28 protein-coding genes and 1 pseudogene are annotated in these 24,768 nt (G+C 62.9%); 12 read left to right on the forward strand and 17 right to left on the reverse strand.

Going from position 1 to position 24,768, the window contains the following annotated elements; all coding sequences use genetic code 11:
• Positions 1–91 precede the first annotated feature (91 nt).
• Positions 92–1,096, reverse strand: coding sequence for a GlxA family transcriptional regulator (locus tag QN224_RS22665; protein WP_173512798.1), 1,005 nt, complete (start codon positions 1,094–1,096; stop codon positions 92–94).
• Positions 1,097–1,535: 439 nt separating this feature from the next.
• Between QN224_RS22665 and QN224_RS22670 the strand changes: the two genes are divergently transcribed.
• The 3 genes from QN224_RS22670 to QN224_RS22680 all read left to right on the forward strand — a co-directional run bounded on the left by QN224_RS22670 (position 1,536) and on the right by QN224_RS22680 (position 3,983).
• Complete coding sequence (locus QN224_RS22670; protein ID WP_283978453.1) at positions 1,536–1,826, forward strand: metal/formaldehyde-sensitive transcriptional repressor; 291 nt, start codon at positions 1,536–1,538, stop codon at positions 1,824–1,826.
• Positions 1,823–2,785 (forward strand): CDF family Co(II)/Ni(II) efflux transporter DmeF, encoded by a 963-nt coding sequence (dmeF, locus tag QN224_RS22675; RefSeq protein ID WP_283978454.1) that lies wholly within the window; start codon positions 1,823–1,825, stop codon positions 2,783–2,785. The genes QN224_RS22670 and dmeF overlap by 4 nt, the downstream gene beginning before the upstream one ends.
• Before the next feature lie 121 nt (positions 2,786–2,906).
• Positions 2,907–3,983: a diguanylate cyclase gene (locus QN224_RS22680; protein ID WP_283978455.1), complete on the forward strand. Its 1,077-nt coding sequence runs from the start codon at positions 2,907–2,909 to the stop codon at positions 3,981–3,983.
• A gap of 145 nt (positions 3,984–4,128) precedes the next feature.
• On the opposite strand, the gene QN224_RS22685 is transcribed toward QN224_RS22680, so the two are convergent.
• Positions 4,129–4,326 carry a hypothetical protein gene (locus QN224_RS22685; protein WP_173512802.1) on the reverse strand — a complete coding sequence of 66 codons (198 nt, stop codon included), beginning with the start codon at positions 4,324–4,326 and terminating at the stop codon, positions 4,129–4,131.
• Between the two features lie 126 nt (positions 4,327–4,452).
• Positions 4,453–4,653: pseudogene (locus QN224_RS33920) on the reverse strand (hypothetical protein); the annotation flags it as partial.
• Positions 4,654–5,024: 371 nt separating this feature from the next.
• Here QN224_RS33920 and QN224_RS22695 point away from each other — a divergent pair.
• The 3 genes from QN224_RS22695 to QN224_RS22705 all read left to right on the forward strand — a co-directional run bounded on the left by QN224_RS22695 (position 5,025) and on the right by QN224_RS22705 (position 6,860).
• Positions 5,025–5,915: a LysR substrate-binding domain-containing protein gene (locus tag QN224_RS22695; RefSeq protein WP_173512803.1), complete on the forward strand. Its 891-nt coding sequence runs from the start codon at positions 5,025–5,027 to the stop codon at positions 5,913–5,915.
• A gap of 126 nt (positions 5,916–6,041) precedes the next feature.
• On the forward strand, positions 6,042–6,353 hold the full coding sequence (locus tag QN224_RS22700; RefSeq protein WP_173512804.1) for a helix-turn-helix transcriptional regulator: 312 nt from the start codon (positions 6,042–6,044) through the stop codon (positions 6,351–6,353).
• 39 nt (positions 6,354–6,392) lie between these two features.
• Positions 6,393–6,860 (forward strand): SRPBCC family protein, encoded by a 468-nt coding sequence (locus tag QN224_RS22705; RefSeq protein ID WP_283978457.1) that lies wholly within the window; start codon positions 6,393–6,395, stop codon positions 6,858–6,860.
• 23 nt (positions 6,861–6,883) lie between these two features.
• Here QN224_RS22705 and QN224_RS22710 read toward each other — a convergent pair whose 3' ends face one another.
• Entirely contained in the window at positions 6,884–7,135 is a 252-nt protein-coding gene (locus QN224_RS22710; protein WP_283978458.1) for a hypothetical protein, read from the reverse strand.
• A gap of 172 nt (positions 7,136–7,307) precedes the next feature.
• Here QN224_RS22710 and QN224_RS22715 point away from each other — a divergent pair, with 172 nt between their 5' ends.
• The gene (locus QN224_RS22715) at positions 7,308–9,296 is read left to right on the forward strand and encodes a BTAD domain-containing putative transcriptional regulator (RefSeq protein ID WP_283978459.1); all 1,989 of its coding nucleotides are present in this window, start codon (positions 7,308–7,310) and stop codon (positions 9,294–9,296) included.
• 82 nt (positions 9,297–9,378) lie between these two features.
• On the opposite strand, the gene QN224_RS22720 is transcribed toward QN224_RS22715, so the two are convergent.
• Together QN224_RS22720 and QN224_RS22725 are read right to left on the reverse strand one after the other, a co-directional pair.
• Complete coding sequence (locus tag QN224_RS22720) at positions 9,379–10,533, reverse strand: M20 aminoacylase family protein (protein ID WP_283978460.1); 1,155 nt, start codon at positions 10,531–10,533, stop codon at positions 9,379–9,381.
• A gap of 37 nt (positions 10,534–10,570) precedes the next feature.
• Entirely contained in the window at positions 10,571–11,773 is a 1,203-nt protein-coding gene (locus QN224_RS22725; RefSeq protein ID WP_283978461.1) for a diaminopropionate ammonia-lyase, read from the reverse strand.
• Between the two features lie 212 nt (positions 11,774–11,985).
• On the opposite strand from QN224_RS22725, the gene QN224_RS22730 reads away from it, so the two are divergent.
• Complete coding sequence (locus QN224_RS22730; RefSeq protein WP_283978462.1) at positions 11,986–12,465, forward strand: Lrp/AsnC family transcriptional regulator; 480 nt, start codon at positions 11,986–11,988, stop codon at positions 12,463–12,465.
• Positions 12,466–12,516: 51 nt separating this feature from the next.
• Here QN224_RS22730 and QN224_RS22735 read toward each other — a convergent pair whose 3' ends face one another.
• From QN224_RS22735 to QN224_RS22765, 7 genes are all read right to left on the reverse strand, one after another.
• On the reverse strand, positions 12,517–14,565 hold the full coding sequence (locus QN224_RS22735) for an ASKHA domain-containing protein (protein ID WP_283978463.1): 2,049 nt from the start codon (positions 14,563–14,565) through the stop codon (positions 12,517–12,519).
• Between the two features lie 21 nt (positions 14,566–14,586).
• Entirely contained in the window at positions 14,587–14,922 is a 336-nt protein-coding gene (locus QN224_RS22740) for a hypothetical protein (RefSeq protein WP_283978464.1), read from the reverse strand.
• 2 nt (positions 14,923–14,924) lie between these two features.
• Entirely contained in the window at positions 14,925–15,887 is a 963-nt protein-coding gene (locus QN224_RS22745) for a methyltetrahydrofolate cobalamin methyltransferase (protein ID WP_173512813.1), read from the reverse strand.
• Between the two features lie 232 nt (positions 15,888–16,119).
• Complete coding sequence (locus QN224_RS22750) at positions 16,120–17,211, reverse strand: methylenetetrahydrofolate reductase (RefSeq protein WP_283978465.1); 1,092 nt, start codon at positions 17,209–17,211, stop codon at positions 16,120–16,122.
• Positions 17,208–17,795: a methylenetetrahydrofolate reductase C-terminal domain-containing protein gene (locus QN224_RS22755; RefSeq protein ID WP_173512815.1), complete on the reverse strand. Its 588-nt coding sequence runs from the start codon at positions 17,793–17,795 to the stop codon at positions 17,208–17,210. Before QN224_RS22755 ends, QN224_RS22750 begins: the two co-directional genes overlap by 4 nt.
• Entirely contained in the window at positions 17,788–18,090 is a 303-nt protein-coding gene (locus QN224_RS22760) for a virulence factor (RefSeq protein WP_283978466.1), read from the reverse strand. Before QN224_RS22760 ends, QN224_RS22755 begins: the two co-directional genes overlap by 8 nt.
• 531 nt (positions 18,091–18,621) lie before the next feature.
• Complete coding sequence (locus QN224_RS22765) at positions 18,622–18,801, reverse strand: hypothetical protein (protein WP_283978467.1); 180 nt, start codon at positions 18,799–18,801, stop codon at positions 18,622–18,624.
• A 271-nt stretch (positions 18,802–19,072) separates the two neighbouring features.
• Here QN224_RS22765 and QN224_RS22770 point away from each other — a divergent pair, with 271 nt between their 5' ends.
• On the forward strand, positions 19,073–19,225 hold the full coding sequence (locus tag QN224_RS22770) for an entericidin (RefSeq protein WP_283978468.1): 153 nt from the start codon (positions 19,073–19,075) through the stop codon (positions 19,223–19,225).
• A 74-nt stretch (positions 19,226–19,299) separates the two neighbouring features.
• On the opposite strand, the gene QN224_RS22775 is transcribed toward QN224_RS22770, so the two are convergent.
• Together QN224_RS22775 and QN224_RS22780 are read right to left on the reverse strand one after the other, a co-directional pair.
• A complete protein-coding gene (locus tag QN224_RS22775; protein ID WP_173512818.1) occupies positions 19,300–19,497 on the reverse strand; it encodes a hypothetical protein in 198 nt (65 codons plus the stop codon).
• A gap of 27 nt (positions 19,498–19,524) precedes the next feature.
• Positions 19,525–20,238, reverse strand: coding sequence for a formyl transferase (locus tag QN224_RS22780; protein WP_283978533.1), 714 nt, complete (start codon positions 20,236–20,238; stop codon positions 19,525–19,527).
• A gap of 430 nt (positions 20,239–20,668) precedes the next feature.
• Here QN224_RS22780 and QN224_RS22785 point away from each other — a divergent pair, with 430 nt between their 5' ends.
• Positions 20,669–20,932 carry a DUF2798 domain-containing protein gene (locus QN224_RS22785; RefSeq protein ID WP_283978469.1) on the forward strand — a complete coding sequence of 88 codons (264 nt, stop codon included), beginning with the start codon at positions 20,669–20,671 and terminating at the stop codon, positions 20,930–20,932.
• 10 nt (positions 20,933–20,942) lie between these two features.
• Here the strand turns inward: QN224_RS22785 and QN224_RS22790 are convergent, their stop codons facing one another.
• Positions 20,943–21,563 carry a DUF1638 domain-containing protein gene (locus tag QN224_RS22790; protein WP_283978470.1) on the reverse strand — a complete coding sequence of 207 codons (621 nt, stop codon included), beginning with the start codon at positions 21,561–21,563 and terminating at the stop codon, positions 20,943–20,945.
• A gap of 39 nt (positions 21,564–21,602) precedes the next feature.
• Between QN224_RS22790 and QN224_RS22795 the strand changes: the two genes are divergently transcribed.
• Positions 21,603–21,761 (forward strand): entericidin, encoded by a 159-nt coding sequence (locus tag QN224_RS22795; protein ID WP_173512821.1) that lies wholly within the window; start codon positions 21,603–21,605, stop codon positions 21,759–21,761.
• A 110-nt stretch (positions 21,762–21,871) separates the two neighbouring features.
• Here QN224_RS22795 and QN224_RS22800 read toward each other — a convergent pair whose 3' ends face one another.
• Positions 21,872–22,570: a B12-binding domain-containing protein gene (locus QN224_RS22800; RefSeq protein ID WP_173512822.1), complete on the reverse strand. Its 699-nt coding sequence runs from the start codon at positions 22,568–22,570 to the stop codon at positions 21,872–21,874.
• 524 nt (positions 22,571–23,094) lie between these two features.
• Here QN224_RS22800 and QN224_RS22805 point away from each other — a divergent pair.
• Positions 23,095–24,669: a trimethylamine methyltransferase family protein gene (locus tag QN224_RS22805; protein WP_283978471.1), complete on the forward strand. Its 1,575-nt coding sequence runs from the start codon at positions 23,095–23,097 to the stop codon at positions 24,667–24,669.
• The last annotated feature ends 99 nt before the right edge of the window (positions 24,670–24,768 follow it).

Below are 24,768 nucleotides of genomic sequence, written 5' to 3' on the forward strand. Positions count from 1 at the left end.
GCATTACGGAGATCTCTTCGTCCTGTAAGAGATCTCCGTATGTGTTTGACTCCACGCTGCGCGTAAAGATTTGGCAGGTGGTGTGGCAGATTCAGCGCGCCATCTGCAGCGTCAGCTTGCGCTCTGCGCGCTCCTGCTGGGGCGAACGATTGTAGAGCTCGCGATAACACTTGGAGAAATGCGAGGCGGAGACGAAGCCGCAGGCAACGGCCACCTCGACCACCGGCATCGACGATTGGATCAGCAGATGACGGGCGCGGTCGAGTCGGATTTCCAGGTAGTAGCGCGCCGGTGAGCGGCCCATTTCCTGGCGGAAAAGACGCTCGATCTGACGGCGGGAAAGATCGGCGTTCTCGGCGATTTCCAGCAGCGACAGAGGTTCGGCGAGATTGCTTTCCATCAGCTCGATGATCGACAGAACCTTGGAGTTCTGCACGCCGAGGCGGGCCCTGAGCGGCAGGCGCTGGCGGTCATGCGGTCCGCGCACGCGGTCGGTCAGCGCCTGTTCGCAGACGCGATTGACGAGGCTCTCGCCGAAATCCTGATCGATCAGGTTCAGCATCATGTCGAGCGAGGCGGTGCCGCCGGCACAAGTGTAAATGTTGCTGTCGATCTCGTAGAGATCGGCATAGACCTCGGCCTGCGGGAAGCTTTCCGAGAAGCCGGGCAGGTTTTCCCAGTGGATGGCGCAGCGCTTGCCCGTGAGGAGGCCTGCGGATGCCAGCACATGTGCGCCGGTACAGAGACTGCCGACGGCGACGCCGCGATTGTAGACCTCGCGCAGCCATGCGTTGACCGACTTGTTCTGGAAATCCTCGACATAGATGCCGGAACAGACGAGCACCATCGAGGGCCGGTTCTCGCCGCCGAGGAATTTGCGCTCGTCGGCAAGGGAGGTGTTGACCTCGAGCGCGATGCCGCTGGAGGAAAAGACCTTCTGACCGTCGGTGGAGGCGAGGCGCCATGTATAGGCCTCGTAACCGAGCATCCGGTTGGCGATGCGGAGCGTTTCGATCGCCGCCGAGAAGGGCAGCATGGAAAAGTTCGGCACCAGAAAGAAAACGAGCGAACGCTTTTTGGTCAGGGGTTTGTTCATGAGGCCTCCCAGGCTTACGCTGCGCATATTCGTCGCGTGGAACAGGCCGCTCGGCTTGTCAATTTGCGACATTGACATGGAAAGCCGCGACTGCAAAGAAATTTCCCATTGCGACATGGCGACAATGGCGACCGTCTCGGGCCGCTTTCCGGCAATTTTGTGAAATAGCGACACAATGCGTCCGGTGCATGGCGCAATCTGGCAAAAATCGCTCTGGCTGAGTTGCGTTTGCACTTGCGTCTCTTGGTTGTAACGTTGTTGATTGCGACCTCTCGAAAGGGCGCTTCGGGCGTGTCGGTATTTGACAAGCTCTCTTGCACGGCCCGCAGCGCGCGACGCGAGCCTCATCAATACCGGAGGCGTCCTGCGCAGTCGCCCGGTTCGGCGGCGTTTGCGGCGAGCTTGCTCTTCGGGCAAATATAGGGTACTCCCCTATGCTATGCACACGATCCGGAATCAAACGAAACTGCTCGCCCGCGTCCGCCGCCTGAAGGGACAGATGGAGGCGATCGAACGCGCGCTGGAGGCCGAGCGGCCCTGCGGCGAAATCCTCAACCTGGTGGCCTCGGTGCGCGGCGCGGTCCAAGGCCTTACTGTCGAGCTGATCGAGGACCATATTCGCGAACATGTTGCCGCGCCGGGGACGGGCGCCGATCGCGAGCAGGGGCAGCGCGCCCGCGAGCAGGGCGCCGACGAATTGATCGAAGTCGTCAGGAGATACCTGAAATGAACAAGGCCCATCTTTCCGCCTCGTCCGGCCACGATCATGTGTTTCTCGGCGAGAATCACCAGCGCAACGAGCGCCGCACCTGGTTCGTCATTGCGCTGACCGCGACGATGATGGTCGCGGAAATCGCGGCGGGCACGTTCTACGGCTCGATGGCGCTCATCGCCGATGGCTGGCACATGTCGACGCATGCCGCCGCCATGCTGATTACGGCGCTCGCCTATCTCTTTGCCCGACGCAACGCTCGCAACCGCCGTTTCACCTTCGGCACCGGCAAGCTCGGCGATCTCGCCGGTTTCGCGAGCGCGATCGTGCTTGCGCTGATTGCACTGCTGATCGGCTGGGAAAGCCTCGTCCGTCTCATGAACCCGGTGGCGATCAGCTTCCCGCAGGCGATTTCCGTCGCCGTGCTCGGCCTTGTCGTCAATCTCGTCAGTGCCTGGCTGCTCCGCGACGACCATTCCCATCATCACCACGGCCACGATCATCTCCAGCACCACGATCACGATCATGCGCAGAGCGCGGCCGGGCACGGCCGCGACAACAATCTGCGCGCCGCCTATCTGCACGTGCTGGCGGATGCACTGACCTCGGTCCTGGCGATCGTCGCCCTGACAGCGGGAAGTCTGTACGGCTGGCTGTGGCTCGATCCCTTGATGGGCGTCGTCGGCGCGCTGGTCATCGCCCGCTGGTCTGCGGGCCTGATCCGCGACGCCGGCAGCGTGCTTCTGGATTACATTCCGGCGGGCGAGGAACTGCCAGAGGAGATCCGCGCGGCGATCGAGAGGGACGGCGACCGCATCACGGATCTCCACGTCTGGCAGCTCGGCCCCGGCCATCACGGCGCCATCGTTTCGCTGGTGACGAAAAACCCGCAAAGCCCGTCGCTCTACCGCGACAAGCTCCGGCATCTCCACGAACTTTCCCACGTGACGGTTGAAGTCGAGCGCCTGGCGGCATGAGATTGCGCGCCGCTGCCTGCATCGGCCCGGGTGGCTGAGCGATGCGGCAGAAAGTAACACTTGGAACGGAAGCATCCGTTAGGTTATCCAGCGTACCCAAGGCGCCCGGAGGAGGACGCGTGTGAACGGTACGATGCATTTTCTCAACAGTCTGGGTCTGATGGCGTTGCTGGCGATCTTCTACGGTTCGCTGCTGCGTCGACGCATGTCAAGTGCGCTGCGGAAAGTGGTGATGGGCGTGCTGTTCGGCGGTGCGGCGGCGATCGCGGTTTTCCAACCCATCTATCTTGGCTCCGGCGTGCTGGTCGATGCGCGCAACCTCATCGTCGGCTGCGCTTCCGCATTCTTCGGCCCGCTCGGAGCTTCCGCCACGCTGATCATCACTGCCATCGCCCGCGTCCATGCCGGCGGAATCGGATTGTCTGCCGGGCTTGCATCCATGGTCATCGCCTATCTGATGGGAGTCATCTGGGCGCAATCGGTGCGGTCGCGGTTGAACAGCACCTTCGTGAGCTTCCTCGCGCTTGGCGCGATGATTTCGCTCAGCCTGCTCGGCACGCTGCTGCTGCCGGCAGTGCTTCGAACGAAGCTTTTGTCCGAGATCGGCGCCTTCAGCGTCGGCTTCAATCTCTTCGGAGCGGTCATTCTCGGCGGCTTCATCGACAGGGAACGGCGGCACGCGGCGCGTGAGTCGCGGCTCAGCAATGAAGCAAAGACCGATCCGCTGACCGGCCTCCTGAACCGGCGCAGTTTCCAGGAGCGATACGAACGGCAGGCGCAGGAGCGCAACCGCATCGGCTCGGCCCTGCTGGTTGTCGACCTCGACCATTTCAAGGATATCAACGACGCCAATGGCCACGACGTCGGCGATATCGTGCTGCAGTCCGTCGGCCGTCTGCTGAGCGACACCGTACGGCAAAGCGATGTCGTCGCCAGGATGGGCGGCGAGGAGTTCGTGGTTTTCCTGCCGAACACGGAATTCGGTAACGCCAGGTCATTGGCGGAGCGCATCCGGCAGAACGTGCAGGGGGCAGGCCTCGAAGTGGATGGCAGGCAGATCAGCATCACCACAAGCGTTGGCGGACACTGGCACCATGGCATCGTCGATCTCGCCGTGGCGCTGAAGCAGGCCGACGTCGCCCTCTACCGGGCTAAGGAAAACGGCCGCAACAGGGTGGAGTTCAATCTGGCCGCGTGAGGCCGGAACTTGCGGACCATTGGCATCGGGACGAGCCGCGAACCGCGCAAGGCCTCAAACAAAAAGGGCATTCCGTTTCGGGAATGCCCTTGGAGGAGGTCAAGTCTTGCCCGATGTCGGGCGGGAGGACATTTAACGTCGGCGCTCATTGTTCGGTCTTGTGGACCTCGTCGTCGGCGGACGGGAAGCCGATATCCTTCAGGGTGTCGTAGGACAGGCTTTCCAGGACGACTTCATTGCGGTGCCGCTTCCAGGCGGCCCAGGCGCGGGCGCGCAGGTTGAACAGGCCGGGCAGGGCGGACAGCCCGTGGCTCGATGACGATGATGACTGGTTCGTGGACATTTCTGGTTCCTTCTGAGTCTCTCAAAAGGTCGCGACCATGAAAGTACATATGGTGCAACCTCATTGATCATTCAAACGAATATGTTTGATGCTTTCCATCAAACATGGTGATCGGTTGCTGCCGCCTTATGAAACAACTTTATCCGATAGCGTCACCGGTTGTTGTTCCGCGAGTAACAGGTCATTCCTGACCCGTGCCGGAAGTTTCGCCAGTTCGCGGCGGGTTTCCACCCGATTCCTTGCAATGTTGCTCGCGTGCCGCCGTGTGGCGATCCGGTCGATGAGGGATCGGGCGTGCGACAGGAGGGAGAGGACGATGTCGCCGTCTCCGGCGATCTTCGAGGGAAGCGCCGCAGTTTCCGGCTGAAGCCGAACGATCGCGTCCTGCTTGGTCTTGGCTGCCATCTGCCTGCCGCCTTTGACGTAAGAGGCATTGCCGTGCGGTGTAACCACCAATGTCAACGCAGACATGAGCTTCCTCCTTCCGGGATCGCGCTGCCCTGGATCGGGTCGATCCAGAAGCATGGACGGGATCGGTTCCTCTGAAGTTCGGGCGGGACGTGGGCGAAAAATTCGCTTCCCCTTGTCTGATCCTGCCCTGAACCTTCCTTGCAGCTTGACTATCGCCCACCAGTGATGTTCAATCAAACGAAATGAAATCATGTTATCTTTCAGATTTTCTGAATGAGGACTCCGCCATGAACATGATGTTGCGCCACGCGCTCCCGCTCCTCGAAATGGACGTGCTGAAGACCTTTGTCGCCATTGCCGAAACCGGCAACTTTACGACTGCGGCGGAGACCGTCTACCGCACGCCGTCGGCCGTCTCGATGCAGATCAAAAAGCTGGAGGAGCTGCTCGGCTGCACGCTGTTCCTGCGCGACGCGCGCTCGGTGTCGCTGACACCGAAGGGCGAAATGCTGCTTGGCTTTGCCCGGCGGCTCTTGTCGCTCAACAATGAAACGGTATCGCGGTTCCTTCTGCCCGACATGAATGGCGTCGTCCGGGTCGGCGCGCCGGAGGATGTCGGCGAGCGGATCCTCCCGGACGTGCTGAAGCGCTTTGCCGACTCCTACCCGAATGTCACCGTCGACGTATCGATCGGCATGAGCAACGCCATGCGCAAGCGGGTCGACGAGCATCGGCTCGACATCGCCATCTTCAACAGCCTGACCGACGATGTGCCGAAGGACACGGAAATCCTGATGCAGGAAAAACTCGTCTGGGCTGGCGTGAAATGCGGCAATGCGCATCTGCGCGATCCGCTGCCGGTTTCCATGTGGGAAGACGGCTGCGTCTGGCGCGCCGATGCGGTCGAGAAGCTGTCCCGGGCGGGGCGCAAGTTCCGCATCGCGTTCCTGAGCGCCTATACCACCGGGCAGCGGGCCGCGGTGCTCGCCGGACTCGCCATTGCGCCGCTGCCGCGCTATCTCGTCCGCGGCGAGATGGTGCCGCTCGGCGAACACGACGGGCTGCCGGATCTCGGCCATTACGACATTGGGCTCAAGGTCATCGATGATGCGCCGGCGCCGGTGCTGGCGGTCGCCGAACATGTGCGCGCCGCCTTTGCCGAACTGCAGATGCAATAGATCCGTTCAACTCATTGAAGAGTCGCGTTCTGGCGCCGCGTGTTCGATCGAATGCGCGGCGCTTCGCTTTCCGGGACTGTCGTCGCACGCCGATTGACAGAAATAAGCCATGACTTATAATAAGCCATGACTTATGAAGATAGATTGTTCGCAGCTCTTGCCGACCCGACCCGGCGCGCGATTTTCGAGCGTGTCGCCGGGCGGCGGCAGTCGGTCGCGGAGTTGGCGCGGGGAATGCCGGTGTCGCAGCCGGCGATTTCCCAGCATTTAAAGGTGTTGAAGGAAGCGCGGCTCGTTCGTGACGAGCCTTCCGGCGCGCGCCGGATCTATTCGATCGATCCGGAGGGGCTAGGGCCTCTCCGCGCATGGCTCGACCGCTTCTGGAGCGACCAGCTTGCCGCCTTCAAGGCCGTGGTCGAGACGGCGGACGATAACTGACACAGCATGACATCATCGATGCAACGGGAGGAAAGCATCATGCACACGATAGACCCGGCACCGGTCCGCAAGTCCGTCACTGTCCGCGCATCGCCGGAGAAAGCCTTCGATGTCTTCGTCAACGGCATGGGAAGCTGGTGGATCAAGGGCCATAGCCTGACCGAGTCCGGCCAGAAGACGGTTGTCGTCGAGGCCATTGCCGGTGGCCGCTGGTACGAGATCGGCAATGCCGGCGAAGAGCGGGACTGGGGCCGTGTCATCGCTTGCGACCGACCAAACCGCATCCTCTTTGCCTGGCAACTCAACGCCGAATTCGACTTCGATCCCGCGTTCCACACCGAAGTGGAGGTGCTGTTCGAGGCGAAGGGGGAGAACGAGACGACAGTTGTCCTCGAACATCGCCAGCTCGAGAGTTATGGCGCCAGAACCCAGGAACTGCGGGGCGTGCTCGATTCGGAGAGCGGCTGGGGCGGATTGCTGGCGTCCTATGTCGCCAAGATGGCGTAACTCACAGGAGGCCCGCGCCAAGCTCACCGCATCGACATCAAGTTGGTCATCAGGCCAGCCTTGATCTCGATGGCGGGTCTCGGTTCCAGCGCGTTGGCCGGATAGCCGATGTCTTGCAGCTGGTCGTGGCCGAGGCCTTCGAGCGCTCTCAGTGTCTGCGCGTGCCGGTGCTGCTTTGCAAAGGCAGCTGCGGCACAGGCGAGGCGTTCTTTCAGAGCGTGGACGATATCGCCGGCGTGGGTTGCATATCCGGAGTGATAGTCTGTGGTAGCCATCTCGGCCTCCATCTTCGAACTGATGGAGGGAGCTTGCCATGGCCGCGTTTTGCCGCTGTTCAGGCGGGAGTAAAATGCGGATGAGACCGAAGGGGGCGAGCGCTAAATCTGCGTTAAATCGAACGCAATCAATGCTAACGTGGCTCGCATCTCGTGAAAACGGAGCCAGCGCATGCGCATTGGGTTGCTCGGGGATCTCACCGTCGTTTCGCCTTCGGACGAGCCGGTCAAGTTTACGACGCGCAAGACCGCGCTTGTCTTTGCCGCCCTGGTTCTCTCGGGGCGTCGCGGCGTGCGAAGGGCCTTGCTGGCCGATGCCTTCTGGCCGGGGCGCGGCGAGGCGCAGGCGCGCAACAGCCTGCGGCAGGCGCTCGTCGATATCCGGCGCGCTTTCCCGGCCGACAATCGGGCGGCGATCGAGATCGAGACCGATCTCGAAACCATCAGCCTTGCCGCCGGTAGTGGCGAGGCCGACATTTGGGTCTTCGATCGTCTGATCGAGCGGGGCGGGATCGGCAATCTCGCGGCGGCGGCCGAACTTTATCGCGGTGACCTCCTTGCGGAGATCTCAATTCCCGAAGAACTCGAGCAATGGTTTCGGCCGCATGTCAGCAGCTACCGGCAGAAGGCGCTGCAACTCGTCGATCGGTTGAGCCGCGACCTGAAGGGTGGCGGCGACACGGCTGGCGAGTTGGCCTGCGAGCGCCTGGCGGAGCGGCTGCTCGCTTCTGAACCCGCCGCCGAGGAGGCGCACCGCGCCATGATCCGGATCTACCAGCATCGCGGGCAGGCGAATGCTGCCATGCGGCAATATCTCCTCTGCCGCGAAGCCCTGCAGCGGGAACTCGGTGTCGAGCCGGAAACGGCGACGAGGGCGTTGATCGAAAAACCTACAGGCCCGCAGACGCAGGAGAAGGCGCCATCCGTCGCGGCTGCGAAAACCCATGCCGCGGTGCCACGCGAAAGGGAGCAGCCTTCCGTCGTTGTCATGCCCTTCGACAATCTGAGCAGCGAGGAGGATGACTATTTCGTCGATGGCGTCGTCGAGGAGATCACCGCGGCGCTGTCGCGCGTTCGCGATTTCTTCGTGATCGCCCGCCAATCGGCGTTCACCTACAAGGGCCGCTTCATCGATGTGCGCGAGGTGGGAGCCGAGCTCGGGGTTTCCTATGTGGTGGAGGGCACGGTTCGGCGCGGTGGCGACCGTCTGCGCATCTCCGTGCAACTGGTCGATGCGGAATCGCGCAAGCAATTGTGGTCGGACCGCTACGAGGGGGCGAGCGCGGATCTGTTCGAATTCCAGGACCGGATCGCGGCCCAGGTCGCCGGCGCCATCCATCCGGCGGTGCGCCACGCGGAGATCGAATCCGCGACGCGCAAGCCGCCTGCGAATCTCAGAGCCTACGACCTCGTGATGCGCGCCTTCCCGAAGCTCTGGGGCCAGAATGCCGCGGCAATCGCGGAGGCGATGAAGACCCTTCAGGAAGCGCTGCAGCTCGACCCGAAATATGGTCGCGCGCATGCGCTGCTTGCCTGGTGCCACGCGCTAAACATCACCTATCTCTGGTCGCCGGACCAGGCCGCCGAGTTGCGGACTATGTTCGCGGCCATCGATCGGGCATCTGGCCTGGTCGAGGACGATCCGACGGCGCTGACGGCTTGTGGAGCAGCCGCTAGTCTTGGCGGCGACCAGCAAAGAGCGTCCGCGTTCATCGAAAGCGCACTCGCGCTTGATCCGAACAATGCCTGGGCCTGGACCCGTTACGGCTGGGTCGGGATCTACCAGGACCAGGCAACCGAGGCGCAGGAGCGATTCGAGCGGGCGATGCGGCTGAGCCCGCTCGACCCCTTCGTCTTCAACATGCGCATGGGGCTCGGGGCTGCCTACGCGTTGGCCGGCCGGTTTTCGGAAGCGGCCGCGATCGCCCGGGACGTGGTCACACGCCATACGAACGTCACCTGGGCGTATCGTCAATTGGCGGCTTGGGCAGCGATGAACGACGACATGAAGACCGCCCATTGGGCGGCCGAACGGTTTCTCGCCATTCAGCCCGACTACACGATCGCCAAATATGTCGCGCTTCCCTCGCTGCGTGACGTCAGCCGTTTCCGCGAAACGATGGCGGCCGGCATGAAGAAGGCGGGCCTGCCGGAGAATTAGACCGTTTTCGCAACAATGAAATGATCTGGCTCCTCGAAACGACGCGGCTCGAGCCCGGAGGACCGTCACGCACCGGCTTTACTCAGTCCGCCGGCAGACGCTGCCTGACTATGGCGGCGTGGAAGAGGGCGCCGTGGATCAGCCCGGCGTCGTTGAAATCGTAGGCAGGATTGTGCAGCGTCGCGGAGTCCCTGCCGTTGCCTAGAAAGACGAAGCAGCCGGGAACGTGTTCAAGGAAGCGGGCGAAATCCTCGGATCCAGTCATCGGCTCGCGAGCCGTGGCGATGTGATCCGGTTCGAACACGGTTCTTGCGGCGGCGAAGGCTTCCTCGACGAGGGCCGCATCGTTGAGAAGGGGCACGAATTCGCGCGTATAGGTCACCTCGGCGGAGACGTTGTAGGTCAGCGCCGTGCCTTCCGCGATCACGCGCATCTGCTTCTCGATGTCGGCACTTACTTCGGGCCGGAAGCTGCGAGCATCGCCAAGGATGCGGGCAAGGCCGGACAGGGCATTGCGAGTGCCGTCGGTCAGGAGTTCCGTGACCGAGACGACACCGATATCGGCCGGGCTCAGGCGGCGGGACACAATCGTCTGCAGGTTGGTGACGAGGGCGCAGGCGGCGACCAGCACCTCGTTGGCCGCGTGGGGCCGGGCCGCATGGCCGCCGACGCCCTTGAGGACGATTTCGAAATTGTCTTCCGCCGACATGATGGCGCCGGCACGGGTCTCGAAATGGCCGACCGGAAGCCCCGGCATGTTGTGCAGCCCGTAGATTTCCTCGAACGGGAACCGCTCCATCAGCCCGTCGTCGAGCATGGCGAGTGCGCCCTTGCCCCATTCCTCCGCCGGCTGAAAGATGAAGCGCACGGTGCCATCGAAGCCGCCGTCTTCGGTGAGCAACTTTGCGGCACCGAGCAACATGGTCGTGTGGCCGTCGTGGCCGCAGGCATGCATAACGCCTGGGTTTTGCGAGCGATACTCAAGCGCTCCCTGTTCCGGAATGCGCAGCGCGTCCATGTCGGCGCGAAGCGCAACGGCTCGGTTGCCGTTGCCGCGACGGAGCGTACCGACGACGCCGGTGCCGCCGACGCCTTCGGCGACATCAAGGCCGAACTCCCTGAGCTTCGCCGCGACGAAGGCGGAGGTCCGCTTCTCCTCGAAGCCGAATTCCGGATGGGCGTGAAGATCGCGCCGCCATCCGCGCATTTCGCGTTCGAGCAGTTTCAGGTCAGCCATTTGTTTCCTCCGCCAATGCAACGGCAACGTGCACGCATCACGCCCGATTGGTTTTTGCGCAGACTTGTGCCGGCGTCATGCCGACAAGCTCGGCATAGCGCTCCGGGTCTGTCGCGCCTTCGGTATTGAAAAGCAGGATCCGCGCGTTTTCATCGAGACCGACGGCCGCCCGAATTGCCGGGGTCGATGCCGCCCGGATGAGGCCCGCCAGTCCGGCGCCGCCGCTTTCTCCGGCGACGATTGCCGGATCGTGGCCGGACGGGCGCGCCAGCCGGTTCATCGCGGCAATCGCGTCCTGCTCGTCAACGGTCATGAAGACGTCCGCCGCATGCTTGAGCACCCGCCAGGCGACAAGCGAGGGGTCATAGCATTCGAGCATGGCCATCACCGTCGGCTCGCCATGGGCGATCTTCACGGGATGCCCGGCACGCGCGGTTTCGAAGATGCAGGCTGCGCGCACAGGGTCGACGACGGTGAAGGTCGGCCGCTTGTCGCCGAATGTAAGCGCGAGATGACCGCTGACGGCTGCGGCGACGCCACCGACACCCGCCTGCACGAAGACATGCGTCGGCGGTTCCGGCAGCCGGCGCAGCGCCTCCCGGACCATTGCCGTATAGCCCTGCATCACCAATCCGGGAATGCGCTCATAACCCGCCCAGGACGTATCTGAGACGATCGTCCAGCCGTGCGCGGTTGCGACCCGCGCCGCTTCCGCAACCGTATCATCGTAGGTGCCGTCGACACGGACCATCTCGGCGCCGAAACGAGAGATCGCCGCCACGCGCGCCTCGCTGACGCCGCCGTGAACGAAGATCACCGCCTTCGCGCCAACAAGCTCGGCCCCTTGCGCCACCGAGCGGCCGTGATTGCCGTCGGTCGCGCAGGCGAAGGTCATCGTCGCCGCTACCGCCATCACCTCCGGCGAATGCAGCTCGGCGATATCGACCGGGCGTCCGAGGCGCCGTTGCGCCTCCTCCAGAACCAGCCGGATCACCGCATAGGCGCCGCCGAGCGCCTTGAAGCTGCCGAGACCCAGCCGATGGCCCTCATCCTTGACATGGAGCGCGCCGACGCCGAGCTCGCGGGCGAGCGCCGGCAGCGCATGCAGCGGCGTCTCGGCATGATTGGTGCGATGCGCCAGGAAGCGCTCGACCGTGTTTGCCCCGTCTTCTCCAAGCGTTTCGGCATCAGTCGGCTCGAGCGGCTTGTTGTAGTCCGGATGGGTATTCAGAACAAACATGGGCGTCCTCGTTCATCAGCGGGATGAGGAAAAGTGTATGCGGTTTTCCGCCCGCATCCCGCGCCGCAAAGAGCGGGATGAGGAAGAGTATGCGGTTTTCCGTCCGCATCCCGCCTCAAATCAGCAGATTGGCGAATTTGTATTGCACTGTGCATGAAAAATGCGCTGTATTCCGGCGCCTGAAATGCAAGTTTGTTTCGTGGAGTGAACGCTTGGTAAAGACTCGTCCCGAAATCGCCCTCGATTCCTTCGATCTTGCGATCCTGAAGATCCTGCAGGAGGACAATGCCACGCCGCAGCGAACGATTGGCGAGGCGGTCAATCTCTCGGCGCCGGCGGTGCAGCGGCGGATCAAGCGCATGGAGGAGGCGGGTGTCATCGCGGCCAATTGCGCCATCGTAGATCCGGCCAGGGTCGGCCAACCGATCACGATCTTCGTCGAGGTAGAGGTGATCAGCGAGACGGCCGAACTGATCGACGCGGCGAAGGCGGAGTTTTCGGCCGCGCCGGAGGTGCAGCAATGCTACTACGTCACAGGCGAGGCGGATTTCATTCTGGTCATCGTCGTCGCGACCATGGCCGACTACGAGGCGCTCACGCGACGCCTCTTCTTCGGCAATAACAACGTCAAAAGATTCCGCACCTTCGTTGCGATGGATCGGGTGAAGGTCGGGCTGACGGTGCCGCTTTAAGGCTCAAATTCGGGCGGTGATCCCGGATCGCCCCGATGAGCAGAATTGTGCCTACTCCCTGCTGCGGCGCCTCCTGCGGCCGCCGCCTTCGCCGTCATCGGTCAGCACCTTGCGCTCGGGAAGCGTGACGACTTCGGCGAGTTTCGGGAAGGCATCGACCTTGTTCGGCATCGCCATGGCGTTGACGAAATGCTCCTGAAACTTCGATTCAAGAGCCGTCTCTATCTTCTCGATTTTCCTCACCGTTTCCTCGATCTCGCGGCGATGGCCGCGATTGAGGAGCGCCATCAGCGCACCGGTCCCGGCGGCGTTGCCCACCGCCTTCACCTTGGTAAGGTCGCAGTCCGGGATGAGGCCGAGCACCATGGCGTATTTCGGATCGATAAAGGAGCCGAAGGCACCGGCAAAGCGGATCGTGTCGACATGCTCGACGCCCTGCTTTTCCATCAAGAGCTTGATGCCGGCATAGAGCGCGGCCTTGGCAAGCTGGATTGCCCGGATGTCGTTCTGCGTGACGGTGATGCGTTGGTCGCCCTCATGCAGAAGGTAGGAGAAGGTCCGGCCGTTCGGCACGATGCGCGAGCTTTTCGCGGCCATGGCGCCGTCGACGACGCCGTCCTGCGAAATGATGCCGGTCAGATACATTTCCGCGACGACCTCGATGATCGCCGAGCCGCAGATACCGGTGACGCCGACCGACGCGGCGGCCTCCGCAAAACCTTCCTCGTCGGACCACTTGTCGACGCCGATCACGCGGAAGCGCGGCTCCAGCGTCTCGGGGTCGATGCGCACGCGCTCGATCGCGCCGGGGGCGGCACGCTGGCCGGAGGAGATTTCGGCACCCTCGAAGGCCGGGCCGGTCGGCGAGGAGGCGGCGACGACGCGTTGCCGGTTGCCGAGCACGATCTCGGCATTGGTGCCGACGTCGACAAGCAGCATCATCTTGTCCTGCCGATGCGGGCCTTCCGAAAGCGTGGCGCCGGCGGCGTCCGCCCCGACATGGCCGGCGATGCAGGGCAGCATGTAGAGCCTTGCACCGCGATTGACCTCGATGTCGATCTCGTGCGCCCAATATTGCAGCGCGCCGGAAACAGCGAGCGCGAAAGGCGCCTGGCCGAGTTCCGTCGGGTCGATGCCGAGGAACAGGTGGTGCATGATCGGGTTGCCGACGATCACGATGTCGAGGATGTCGTGGCGGTCGATTTCGCCCTCGGTGCAGACCTTGCCGATCAGGCCGTTCACCGCCTCGCGCACCGCTTTGGTCATCGCCTCGCGGCCGTCGGGATTCATCATGACGTAGGAGACGCGGCTCATCAGATCCTCGCCGAAGCGGATCTGCGGGTTCGACGCGCCCGAGGAGGCGACGATGCGGCCGGAGAGGAGGGACACCAGATGCATGGCGATCGTCGTCGAGCCGATGTCGCAGGCGATGCCGTAGGCCTCATTCTTGAGGCCCGGCCAGAGGCCGACGATGAAGGGACGCGAGGAATCCATGTCGCGGTGGATCGCGGCGGTCACGGTCCAGTTGCCCTTGCGCAGGATGCCCTGCACCTGCGGGATCAGGTGCGGCGCGATCAGGAGATCCTTCCAGCCCCAGTCCTTTTCGAGGACGGCCTTCATCCGGTCGAGGTCGCCGAGCGGCTTGTGCATGTCCGGCTCGTCCACCTCGACGTAGCAGAGCTGGATGGCGGCGTTGCGCTCGATCACCCGGTCCGTTGCGGCCTTGCGCACCACCTGCGCATTGATGACGGTGTCCTGCGGCACGTCGATGACGAGATCGCCGAGAATCTGCGACGAGCAGGAGAGCCGACGGCCGTCGGGCAGCTCGCGCACGCTGGCGTAGCGCTGCTCCTTCGGGCCGATCGGCGAGATATGGTCGTTCGACGAGACGATCTTGTGCTTGGCGAAGTTGCCTTCCTGCACGGAAACCTGGCAGCGCCCGCAGGTCGCGCGGCCGCCGCAGACGCTTTCGACATAGACCCCGAGCGAACGCGCGGCGTCAAGGATTGGCGTGCCGACCGGGAACCGGCCGCGCTTGCCCGATGGCATGAACAGCACCAGCGGATCGTTCTTGTTTTCCTTCGGGGACACGTTCAGCATCTTTCTGCCTCGCCAGTCGACTTACTTCCGAAGCCTGCGGACATTGGCCCGCACGCGCTTGGCATAGGGACGAAGTGCCGCGGCCGTCACCCGGTCGTGGCCGCCGGAAACGGCCTTCCCAGCGGCAAAGGCTGCCGCGAGCCCCATTCCCTCTTTCGCGATGGCGACGTTCGCTGCCATGACGCTTTCCGCGACCGCAGCCATCTTCTCCGTCACCATGCGGCTGCTTTCGGCATAGTCCGTTGCTGAGCCCGTCATAGCGGCAATTGCCATTGCTTGTGTGCGGGTGGCAATAACCATGGGCGCCTGGAACCACAACGCCATCAGATCGCTCGCGAGGGAATGGTGCCTTGCCATGACTATTCCGCCCGCGCAGCGGCACCGGCCCGCGCTGCGCGTCCGCCACGCCGTCCGCCGCCGCCAGCCGGCGCCGCGGCGGCGACCGCATGGCCGCCTTCGGCCGGCTTGTGGTCGCGATAGGTCATGATCCAGTTGGTGCAGTTCGCGTCCGTGCCGTTCAAGACGTTCGCGGCGCGCACGGCTTCCATTTCCTGCGGACGGCAGGGGTTCATGATCGCCGAGGTCATGCCTGCGCCGATCACCATCGGAATGAAGCCGGCATTGATGCCGTGGCGGTGCGGCAGGCCGAAGGAGATGTTGGAGAGGCCGCACGTGGTGTTGACCTTCAGCTCCTCGCGCAGGCGGCGCAGAAGAGCGAAGACCTGCCGTCCGGCATCGCCCAGAGCGCCGATCGGCATAACGAGCGGATCGACGACGATGTCGTGCGGCTTGATGCCGTGATCCATGGCGCGCTCGACGATCTTCTTGGCGACGGCGAAGCGGACGTCCGGATCCATGGAAATGCCGGTCTCGTCGTTGGAGATCGCGACGACAGGGACATCGTATTTCTTGACGAGCGGCAGGATCGCTTCCAGCTTCTCCTCTTCGCCGGTGACCGAATTCACCAGCGGACGGCCCTTGGCGACGCGCAGGCCCGCTTCGATCGCGGCGGTGACGGAGCTGTCGATCGACAGCGGCACGTCGACGAGGCCCTGGACGATCTCCAGCGTCTTGACGAGCAGCGGCGGTTCGGTCTCGTTCGGGTTGACGGCGGTTACGCCAGCATTGACGTCGAGCATCGTCGCGCCGGCGGCGACCTGCTCCAGCGCGTCCTTGATCACGGTGTCGAAGTTACCTTCGATCATCTCGGCGGCGAGTTTCTTGCGGCCGGTCGGGTTGATGCGTTCGCCGATGACGCAGAAGGGCTGGTCGAAGCCGATGACGATCTCTCGGGTGGCGGAAGCGACGATGGTGCGGGTCATGTAAGATCCTTTGATCCTGAGCGTAGGGCTTTGTAATAGGCCCCGTCTTCGTTTGTAAGGCGCTGGACAGGCCGATGCGCCGGTTTTCCTCTTATATCGAGCGGGGAGCGCGATTTCTCGCCCCAACGTCCTAGTGCGCCGTGCGTTCAAATGAACGCACAAAGGATGCTCTAGCACTTGGATCTAGAGCATCTTATCCGCTTTCGGTGATTCCACCTGAAAACGGGATGCTCTAGTGCGGGTGGTGCGCCGCGGCCTCCGCCATTTGCTCCTGGTTCTCCTCGATGCCCTCGCGAATGTGTTCGAGCCGCTCGGCAACCAGCGCATCGCTCGGCAGGCTCTCGCGCTTCCAGGGCCGGCGGCCCTTCAACACGCCCGAGTCATGCACGATCTCGGCGACATATTGTTCCTGCCGATAGGCCATGACGTGAACGCCCGAGACCCCCTCGATCTCCTTCACCTCGTTGATGATGTCGATGCAGAGCTGCTTGCCTTCCTTCTTCTGGTCCTGCGCACCTTCGAGGCGCGCGACCACGCTGTCGGGAATATGGATTCCGGGCACGTTCGAGCGGATCCAGCGGGCAGTCTTGGCGGAGGCCATCGGCCCGACGCCGACGAGGATGAAGCACTTTTCGTGCAGGCCGAGATCGCGCACCTTCTTCATGTATTCGCGGAACATCGGCACATCGAAGCAATACTGGCTCTGCACGAACTGCGCGCCGGCCTCGATCTTCTTGGCGAGCCGGTATGGGCGGAAATCGTAAGGCGGCGCAAAGGGGTTGATCGCAGCGCCAAGAAAGACATGCGGCGGCGTCGTCAGCTTGCGGCCGGACAGGAACTTCGAATTGTCGCGCATGATGCGGACAGTCTCGAGCAGCGACATACAGTCGAGGTCGAAGACCGGCTTTGCGCCCGGCTGGTCGCCGGCCTGCACGCCGTCGCCGGTCAGACACATGATGTTCTGCACGCCCATGGCGGAAGCGCCGAGCACATCGCCCTGGATGGCGATGCGGTTCTTGTCGCGGCAGGCGATCTGCATGATCGGCGCGTAGCCCATGCGCGTAAGAAGCGCGCAGATCCCGACCGACGACATATGGCAGTTGGCGCCGGACGCGTCGACCGCGTTGATGCCGTCGACCCAGCCGTCGAAGACCGCCGCGCGCTCGTAGACGTCCTCGGGATTGGCGCTGTCCGGCGGGTTGAGTTCTGCGGTCACCGCAAATTCGCCGCGGCGCAGCACACGCTCCAGCCGTCCCCGCGAGGAATGGCCGGGCAGGGGATCGAGCGGGGCGCCCGGATCGTGAGGATTGATATCCGGGCTCATTGCTGCGGGCCTTCCTTCTTCGCTGCGTCGCGAGCGGCCGCGGCTTCCGCCGTCACCCGCAACCACGACGACGTTTCGCGCAGCGACTGGTTGACCGGCTTCTGCACATTCATGATCGCGTCACCCTTCACCATGTTCTGCGAGCCCTTCCACGCCTGCACCCAGACGCAGGGCATGTCCGGCTCCACCTCGCAGTTGCCGTTGGCACGCACGCCGCCGCAGGGGCCGTTCCTGAGCTGCTTCGGACAATTCATCGGACAGGACATGCCGGTCGAGGACAGCGCGCACTGGCCGCACATGCGACAGTCGAAGAGGAAGCCCTTGACGTGACGCTCGACGAAGGTCACCGGCCGTTCAACGCGGCCGTAGCCGATCGCGTTCCACAGCGGATGGAGCAGCAGGAACATGTCGGCGAAGCGGTTATAAAACCATTCGAGAAAGCGCGAATTGCGCACCGCCCAGAGCCGCACCGTATATTTGTGGCGCGAGCGCCGGCTCGGCGACACGCCCTGCGGGGTATAGGCGCCGGTTGCCGCCTTCTTGGCGGGTTGAGCGTTGCCGGTGACGACCTTGGGGTCAGGCATTGTCCCGGCCTCCGGCCTTGACGAGCGCGACTAGCCGTTCCCGGTCATAGGCGGCCTCAAGTTCCGCCGCAGCCTTGTCGGCCTCCGCCTCCAGGTCGTCGGAGACCGAAACCGGGTCGGCCTTGCGCCATTCGGCAAGGTAGTCGTCGGTCTCGGCGGCGCCGGTGCGCATTGCGCACATATCGATCGCCTCGGTGAAGCGCAGCGAGAGTTCGCGCTTGGCGCTCTTGCGACCCTGTTTGATGATGACCTGGGCGGGAATGTCGCGCCAGTAGACGATGATGCGATCTGCCATGGGATTCTTCTTCTCCTCAAGAGCCGACAATGCGCATGTCCATGCGCGGTGGCTCACCTTGCCACGACGTCGGATATGTCCAAAAACGACGCTCCCCAGCCGCGCATCCGGGCGGGCGCGCATTCGTCGCGAATGCGCCGGGGCGCGGTGCTTTCAGCGGGGCACGGACCGGTCACACGCCGGCGGCTACCGGTACAAGCCTTATGGAAAAACTTGGCGGCGATTTGCGGGCCGCAGCTCGCATGGAAAGAACACGTCGCTCGCAACAGAGCGCGCGGAACAGCGGACTGTCTCGCTCGTTTAAAGCCTGAGGACCCTCGGCATGCGTGACGCAAATTTGCTACAGATCGTGGTTCTGGCGATCATCGTCGCCGCCCTGGTGTTCGCCGTCGTGGCGCTCATCGAATGAGATCGTCGCCCGCCGTTCCCTAGAGCATCCCGCTTTCAGGTGGAATCACAGAAAGCGCATAAGATTCTCTAGAATCAAAGTGCTAGGGCGTCCTTTGTGCGTTCATTTGAACGCACGGCACCCTAGTAGCCCGAGCTCCCGCTTCCCTGTCCGCCACCGCCCATGCTCCCGCCGCCCGCGGAGCCGGTACTGGCCGACGGAGGGGGAGGCGTGCTGGCGTTTTGACTGGTCTGGCTGGTGGTGCATCCCGCAACCGCCAGAAGCGCTGTCGCAATTGCGACGACAAGAGTTTTGCGGTCCATGGTCTTCTCCAATCATGGAGGCTATGGCGAGCCTTCGGATCACGATGATTCGGATCGAAGCAATCCAGGCAGCTTTGAGCGGAACGCGGCATGAAAAACCGCTCTCCTCATCCTTCATTGATGTTCCGCTACTTGCTGGTCAAAAACATGGCGTTGGGAAGGCGGCACGCCTTCGTGATCGCCGCGTCCTTGCGATGGGGTTGATTTCGCCACGAGGTGCATCATCTCCCTGGGATCGCGCGCAGATAGCGCGCCCATTCCGGAGACGGCGATGCCCAAAGTCGTGATCGCAATGATGTGCCTCGGGCTTCTTGCGCTTTCGTCTTGCGCAAACACCGCTCGGGGTTTCGTGCAGGACAGCACCCAAACAGGCCACGCCGTCGACAACGCTACCCATCGTGTACTCAGGGCAGGCGCTCGGTAGAGGCAGGCCCGTCGCGTCCGCATGAAGGAAACACCGGGGGAATTCCCGTCAGCGCGCTCGGCTTGTTCTTGCGACTACGCCGCATTCTCGACGGCGGTCGCCATGCGATTCCGGTCAAGTTCGACCAGCAGCTTGACGGCCGCCTCTGCTTCCTCTTCGGTGAGACCCCCAAGGATCTGATCGGCGAACACCACAGGCACGCCGGTCACATTGTCCCATACCGTCCAATGATCGGTCGGATCGAGAACGAGTTCATAGCGCTCTTGTGACATTTGCGTTCTCCTCACTTTCCCACCTGATTACCAGATTCGGCGCCGCGCGCCATTCCAAACCCAGGTCCAGAGCGGCGGATGGTACCATTGCCGCGACGCGGCTGCGACATCGATCGGCTGGAGATTCCCGGCAAGCGCGTCTTCGACAGCCTGGATGGCGATCCCGGTCGAAGCGGCGGTCTGCAGCAGCGGATAGGTGTGCATCGTATCGGCGCGCGTCGGCACCTGCCGGGATTGGTAGAGGATGGCACCGGTGTCGACGCCTTCGTCGACGAGGTGGACGGTCGCGCCGAAGTTTTCGAGGTCGTTGTTGACTCGCGCCCAGTAGCCGCCCATCAGGCCGCGATATTGCGGGTTGATGCCGGCGTGGAAATTGAGAACCGGGCAGGGGATTGCAGCAAGGGTCTCCGGCTTCAGCATGCGGCAACTGATGAGGAAGACGACGGCGGGTCGAAGGGCGACAAGCCGCGCGCGGCCTTCGGCATCGTTGATCGAGGCGACATGGTGTACTGCGACCGACGGGTTGGGCGCGGTCGAGACGCCGTGCTCATGGATGATCTCTTCCGCCCGCCGGCGGATGAATCGCTTGCCGATACGGGACGCGATCATCGTCGCCAGTTGCCCAGATGCTGTTGGCCAGCCAAGCTTTCGTGCCCGCCGCTTTAGGAAGACCGCCTTCGACTCCGGCTGCTCCTTCAGCACCACCACGTCGGCGAAATGCGCGGCGAGCGCATTGATCATGATATTCGGATTGTCACCGCCTGCGGTCACCACGACGATACGTTCCGACGCCGCGGAATGCACTCTCCCCTTGCTTGCCCTAGCCGTCACACAGGTCTCCCGGCGCATTCTCCATGAATACGCAACCGTTAGAGCATGAGGCTTAAGCATCGGTGTATCGAGGAACTCGCTGGTTTCGCGGTCGCCCCGTCCGCCCGGATCAGAGATCGCGAAGATCAAGGTGCGCCGCCAGCATATCGAGAAAGGCGCGGACTTTGTGGCCGCTGCATACCCGACATGCGCGCCCAGCGCGAGGCAAGGTCCGCGCTCTCGCCGCGATCCGGCCAAGGTTGAAGCCGTGAACGCCGCGAAGCTATATAGACGAACTGGCGCGGCAAGCCGCGTGACCAGATTTATCGACGACCCTCCGGACCAACGAAAAGGATCTCGAATGCTCACGCTCGTGCGCAATTCAATGAGGATGAAGAAACTTCCCGCGCGCTACGCCGCCATCATCACGCCGCTGATACTCTCGGTGTTCATGTCCGGAATCGTGTCATCGGTGTCGACGCTGATGAATGCCGGGTGGGATCGCTTCGCCGCAATTTGGCCTCACGCCTGGGGCGCGTCCTGGGCCATTGCCTTCCCCAGCCTCATGCTGGTGCTTCCGGTCGTTCGCCGCATCGTTGGAGCGATCGTCGAGCAACGAGCCTGAATGCCCGATTTCAGGCGTCGATAAGCGACCGGGTCAGGTCGCCATAGCCGGTAAAGCGGTATTCATATTCGAGGCCGAGGGTGTCGGCGGCGCGGCGGGCCTTTTCCTGGAGCGCTGCGTCCTCCACCTGCGAGAGGTAGACGAGCTTGCGGTAGTGGCCGAAATACATGTCGCGCAGTTCGGGGTGCCGGTCGAGGCCGAGCGGTTCTATGACGAAGGCTTCGAACTGGCGGGCGAGGAAATCGGTGAGGAAGAAGGCGCTGAGGTCGTCGTCCCAGCGCTTTGCGAAATCATCGTTGCCGGCGAAGAAGGAATAACAGTGGGGGCCGGGAATGCGCGTGACACCTTCCTCCTCGCAAAGCCGGTCGAGCTGGCCGCCGGTGCCGCAATCGGCATAGGCTATGAAAATGCGCTCGAAGCCCCTTTTGCGCGCCCGCACGATCGCCTCGCGCAGCCCGGGCGTAATCTTTTCCGGGGTGTTGTGCCAAATGGCGGGCAGACAGTGGAGATCGATGTGGTCGAGTTTGTTGGCTTCGCAGATCGCAAGGATTTCGCGCGCGATGGCGCCGCAACCAATGACATGAACTTTCTTTGGTTGTGCACGTTCTCTTGCCGACGTTGCGTTTTCCATTTTTATTCCGCCTTGCAGCAACATGAAGGAATCATGGTCATGACAACGAAGACTCTCGCAACGATCGGCGTCATCCTGATGGCGCTGACAACCCTGAGTTCCTGCGCCAACACGATACGCGGCATGGGGCAGGATACCGCAAACACCGTCAACGCGACAGAGTCGGCTGGTCGCCGGGTTGCAAGAGCCGCGAACTGACGATTTAAGGCTGGGCGCCGTATCTGCGCCCTTCCTTTCGCTTAAATAAGAAAGCCGGCTGCCGTTTTCATCCGCGCAGCCGGCCTTCTTCCTGAAAAGCCATTTCAGGCTCAGCCGGCAGCAAGCCTGTTGTGCTTGCGCTTCATGAAGTCCTTGGCGGTCTCGACGGCGACGGCGGCATCGCGGCAATAGGCGTCCGCGCCGACAGCCTTGCCGAATTCCTCGTTGAGCGGCGCACCGCCGACGAGGACGACGTAGTCGTCACGCAGTCCCTTTTCCTTCATCGTGTCGATAACGACCTTCATGTAGGGCATGGTCGTCGTCAGCAGCGCCGACATGCCGAGGATATCCGGCTGCTCGCGTTCGATCGCTTCGAGGTAGTTTTCGACCGGATTGTTGATGCCGAGGTCGACGACGTCGAAGCCGGCACCTTCCATCATCATGCCGACGAGATTCTTGCCGATGTCGTGGATGTCGCCCTTGACTGTGCCGATTACCATCTTGCCGAGCTTCGGCGCGCCGGTTTCCACGAGCAGCGGACGCAGGATCGACATGCCGGCCTTCATCGCGTTCGCCGAAAGCAGAACTTCCGGCACGAAGAGAATGCCGTCGCGGAAGTCGATACCGACGATGCGCATGCCTTCGACGAGCGCCTGGGTCAGGATGTCGTAGGGCGTCCAGCCGCGCTTGAGGAGGATGTTCGTCCCATCCTCGATTTCCTCCTTGAGACCGTCATAAAGGTCGTCATGCATCTGCTGCACGAGTTCCTCGTCGGAAAGGTCCTCGAGAATGATTTCATCGTCTGCCATAGTAGGGTTCCTCGGTTCCTGGCACGGTAGTCTTCGCGCGGTGATCTGGCACGATCGGACACGATCCGGACGCGTTGCTCATCCTTAGCGGCCCAAACCTAAAAATCTCTTTTTGAAAGCGACGTCGCATATGATGAAAAGCGACGGCGCCGCCGGTTCGCCCGCGCATTCACAGTCCTATCGCATCTCGACCGCATTCGTAATCGGGCAGCCGGTAAAATTCTGCAACAGTTCAAGATGTTACATTGGGCGCCGTCTGCCTCCTGCAACGACTTTCGTGCGCGTGGTGCCGAATTTGGTCCCATGCCGGGCCTTGACGGGTGTCGAGGTTGAGTGTCTGAGATGCGCCACGTCTTGGCGCATTGAGACCCGTACCGGTTCGGCGGCTTGGTAGCATTAGCCAAAAATCGATCCCGGTGCATGGTTCCGACAGTTGGTGTCGACCTTCGGAAGGAAAATGCGCCACTTAATCAAAGCGTTGCCGCGTCCCTTGCATAGAGGCGCGGCGGGAGAGGAATGAGCGAATGAGCGACGTGACAGAACAAGGCGCGGTCGAAGGCGGCGGACGCCGCGCGCGTGGCGAGGGACGGGGAGCGGCGGCGCGCCGGGCATCCCGCACCGGCGGCGGTCCGGGACCGTCTCTGCCCTACATCCAGCGCAAGATTCGCGAATATGAAGTGCTCGACGCGGAAGGTCTGCAGCTCATCGAGCGCAATGCCGATACTGTTCTCGAAGAGATCGGCATCGAATTCCGCGACGACGCCGAGGCGCTTGACCTGTGGAAGGCCGCTGGCGCCGACGTGCGCGGCCAGCGCGTTCATTTCCCGAAGGGACTCTGCCGCGAACTCCTGAAGACCGCGCCGTCGAACTTCACCTGGCATGCGCGCAATCCCGAGCGCAGCGCCCATGTGGGTGGCAAGGCGACGATCTTCGCGCCGGTCTATGGACCTCCTTTCGTTCGCGACCTCGACGGCAACCGCCGCTACGCGACGATCGAGGATTTCCGCAACTTCGTGAAGCTCGCCTATATGGCGCCGTCGATGCACTCGTCCGGCGGCACGGTCTGCGAGCCGGTCGATGTTCCGGTAAACAAGCGCCATCTCGATATGGTCTACAGCCATATCAAATATTCCGACAAGCCGTTCATGGGCTCGGTCACGGCGCCCGAGCGCGCGGAAGACACGATCGCCATGGCGAAGATCGTCTTCGGTGACGACTTCGTCGAGAACAACACGGTGACGCTGAACCTCATCAACGCCAACTCGCCGATGGTCTTCGACGAGACCATGGTGGGAGCGCTCAAGGTCTATGCCCGCCACAACCAGGCTTGCGTGCTTTCGCCGTTCATCCTGTCAGGTGCGATGAGCCCGGTCACCGTCGCCGGTACGCTTACGCAGATTCTGGCCGAGGTGCTCGCGGGTGCCTCGTTCACGCAGCTCATCCGCAAGGGTGCGCCGGTGCTTTTCGGCACCTTCGCCGCGTCGATCTCGATGCAGTCGGGCGCGCCGACCTTCGGTACGCCGGAGCCGTCGCTGGTTTCCTACGGCGCGGCGCAGCTTGCCCGCCGTCTCGGCCTGCCGTTCCGCACCGGCGGCTCGCTCTGCGGCTCGAAGGTTCCGGATGCGCAGGCCGCGCATGAGTCGGCGAACACGCTGAACATGACGTTGCTTGCCGGCACCAATTTCGTGCTGCACGCGGCCGGCTGGCTCGAAGGCGGTCTCGTTTCCTCCTACGAGAAGTTCATGATCGACCAGGACCAACTCGGCATGATGCAGAAGATGGCCGAAGGCGTCGACCTTTCCGAAAACGCCCAGGCGCTCGACGCGATCCGCGAAGTCGGCCCCGGCAGCCACTATCTCGGCTGCGCCCATACGCAAGCCAACTTCCAGACGGCCTTCTATCGCTCGCCGCTCGCCGACAACAATTCCTTCGAGCAGTGGGAAATCGAAGGCGAGAAGCGGATCGAACAGCGCGCCAATGCGCTCGCCCGTTCCTGGCTCGAACATTACGAGGCGCCTTACCTCGATCCGGCGATCGACGACGCTCTGAAGGAGTATATCGCCAAGCGCAAGGACTCGATGCCGGACGCCTTCACCTGAAAGGCTCCCGAGCGAGCCAGGGAGCAAGGCGGCAGGGCGCAGGTGGCCGACATGATCCAGAAGGACGTCTGGCGCCCGCATTACGATCTACAGGGGCCG

The sequence above is a fragment of the Sinorhizobium sp. 7-81 genome (assembly GCF_030124405.1).
GTDB classification, from domain to species: Bacteria; Pseudomonadota; Alphaproteobacteria; order Rhizobiales; family Rhizobiaceae; genus Sinorhizobium; species Sinorhizobium psoraleae.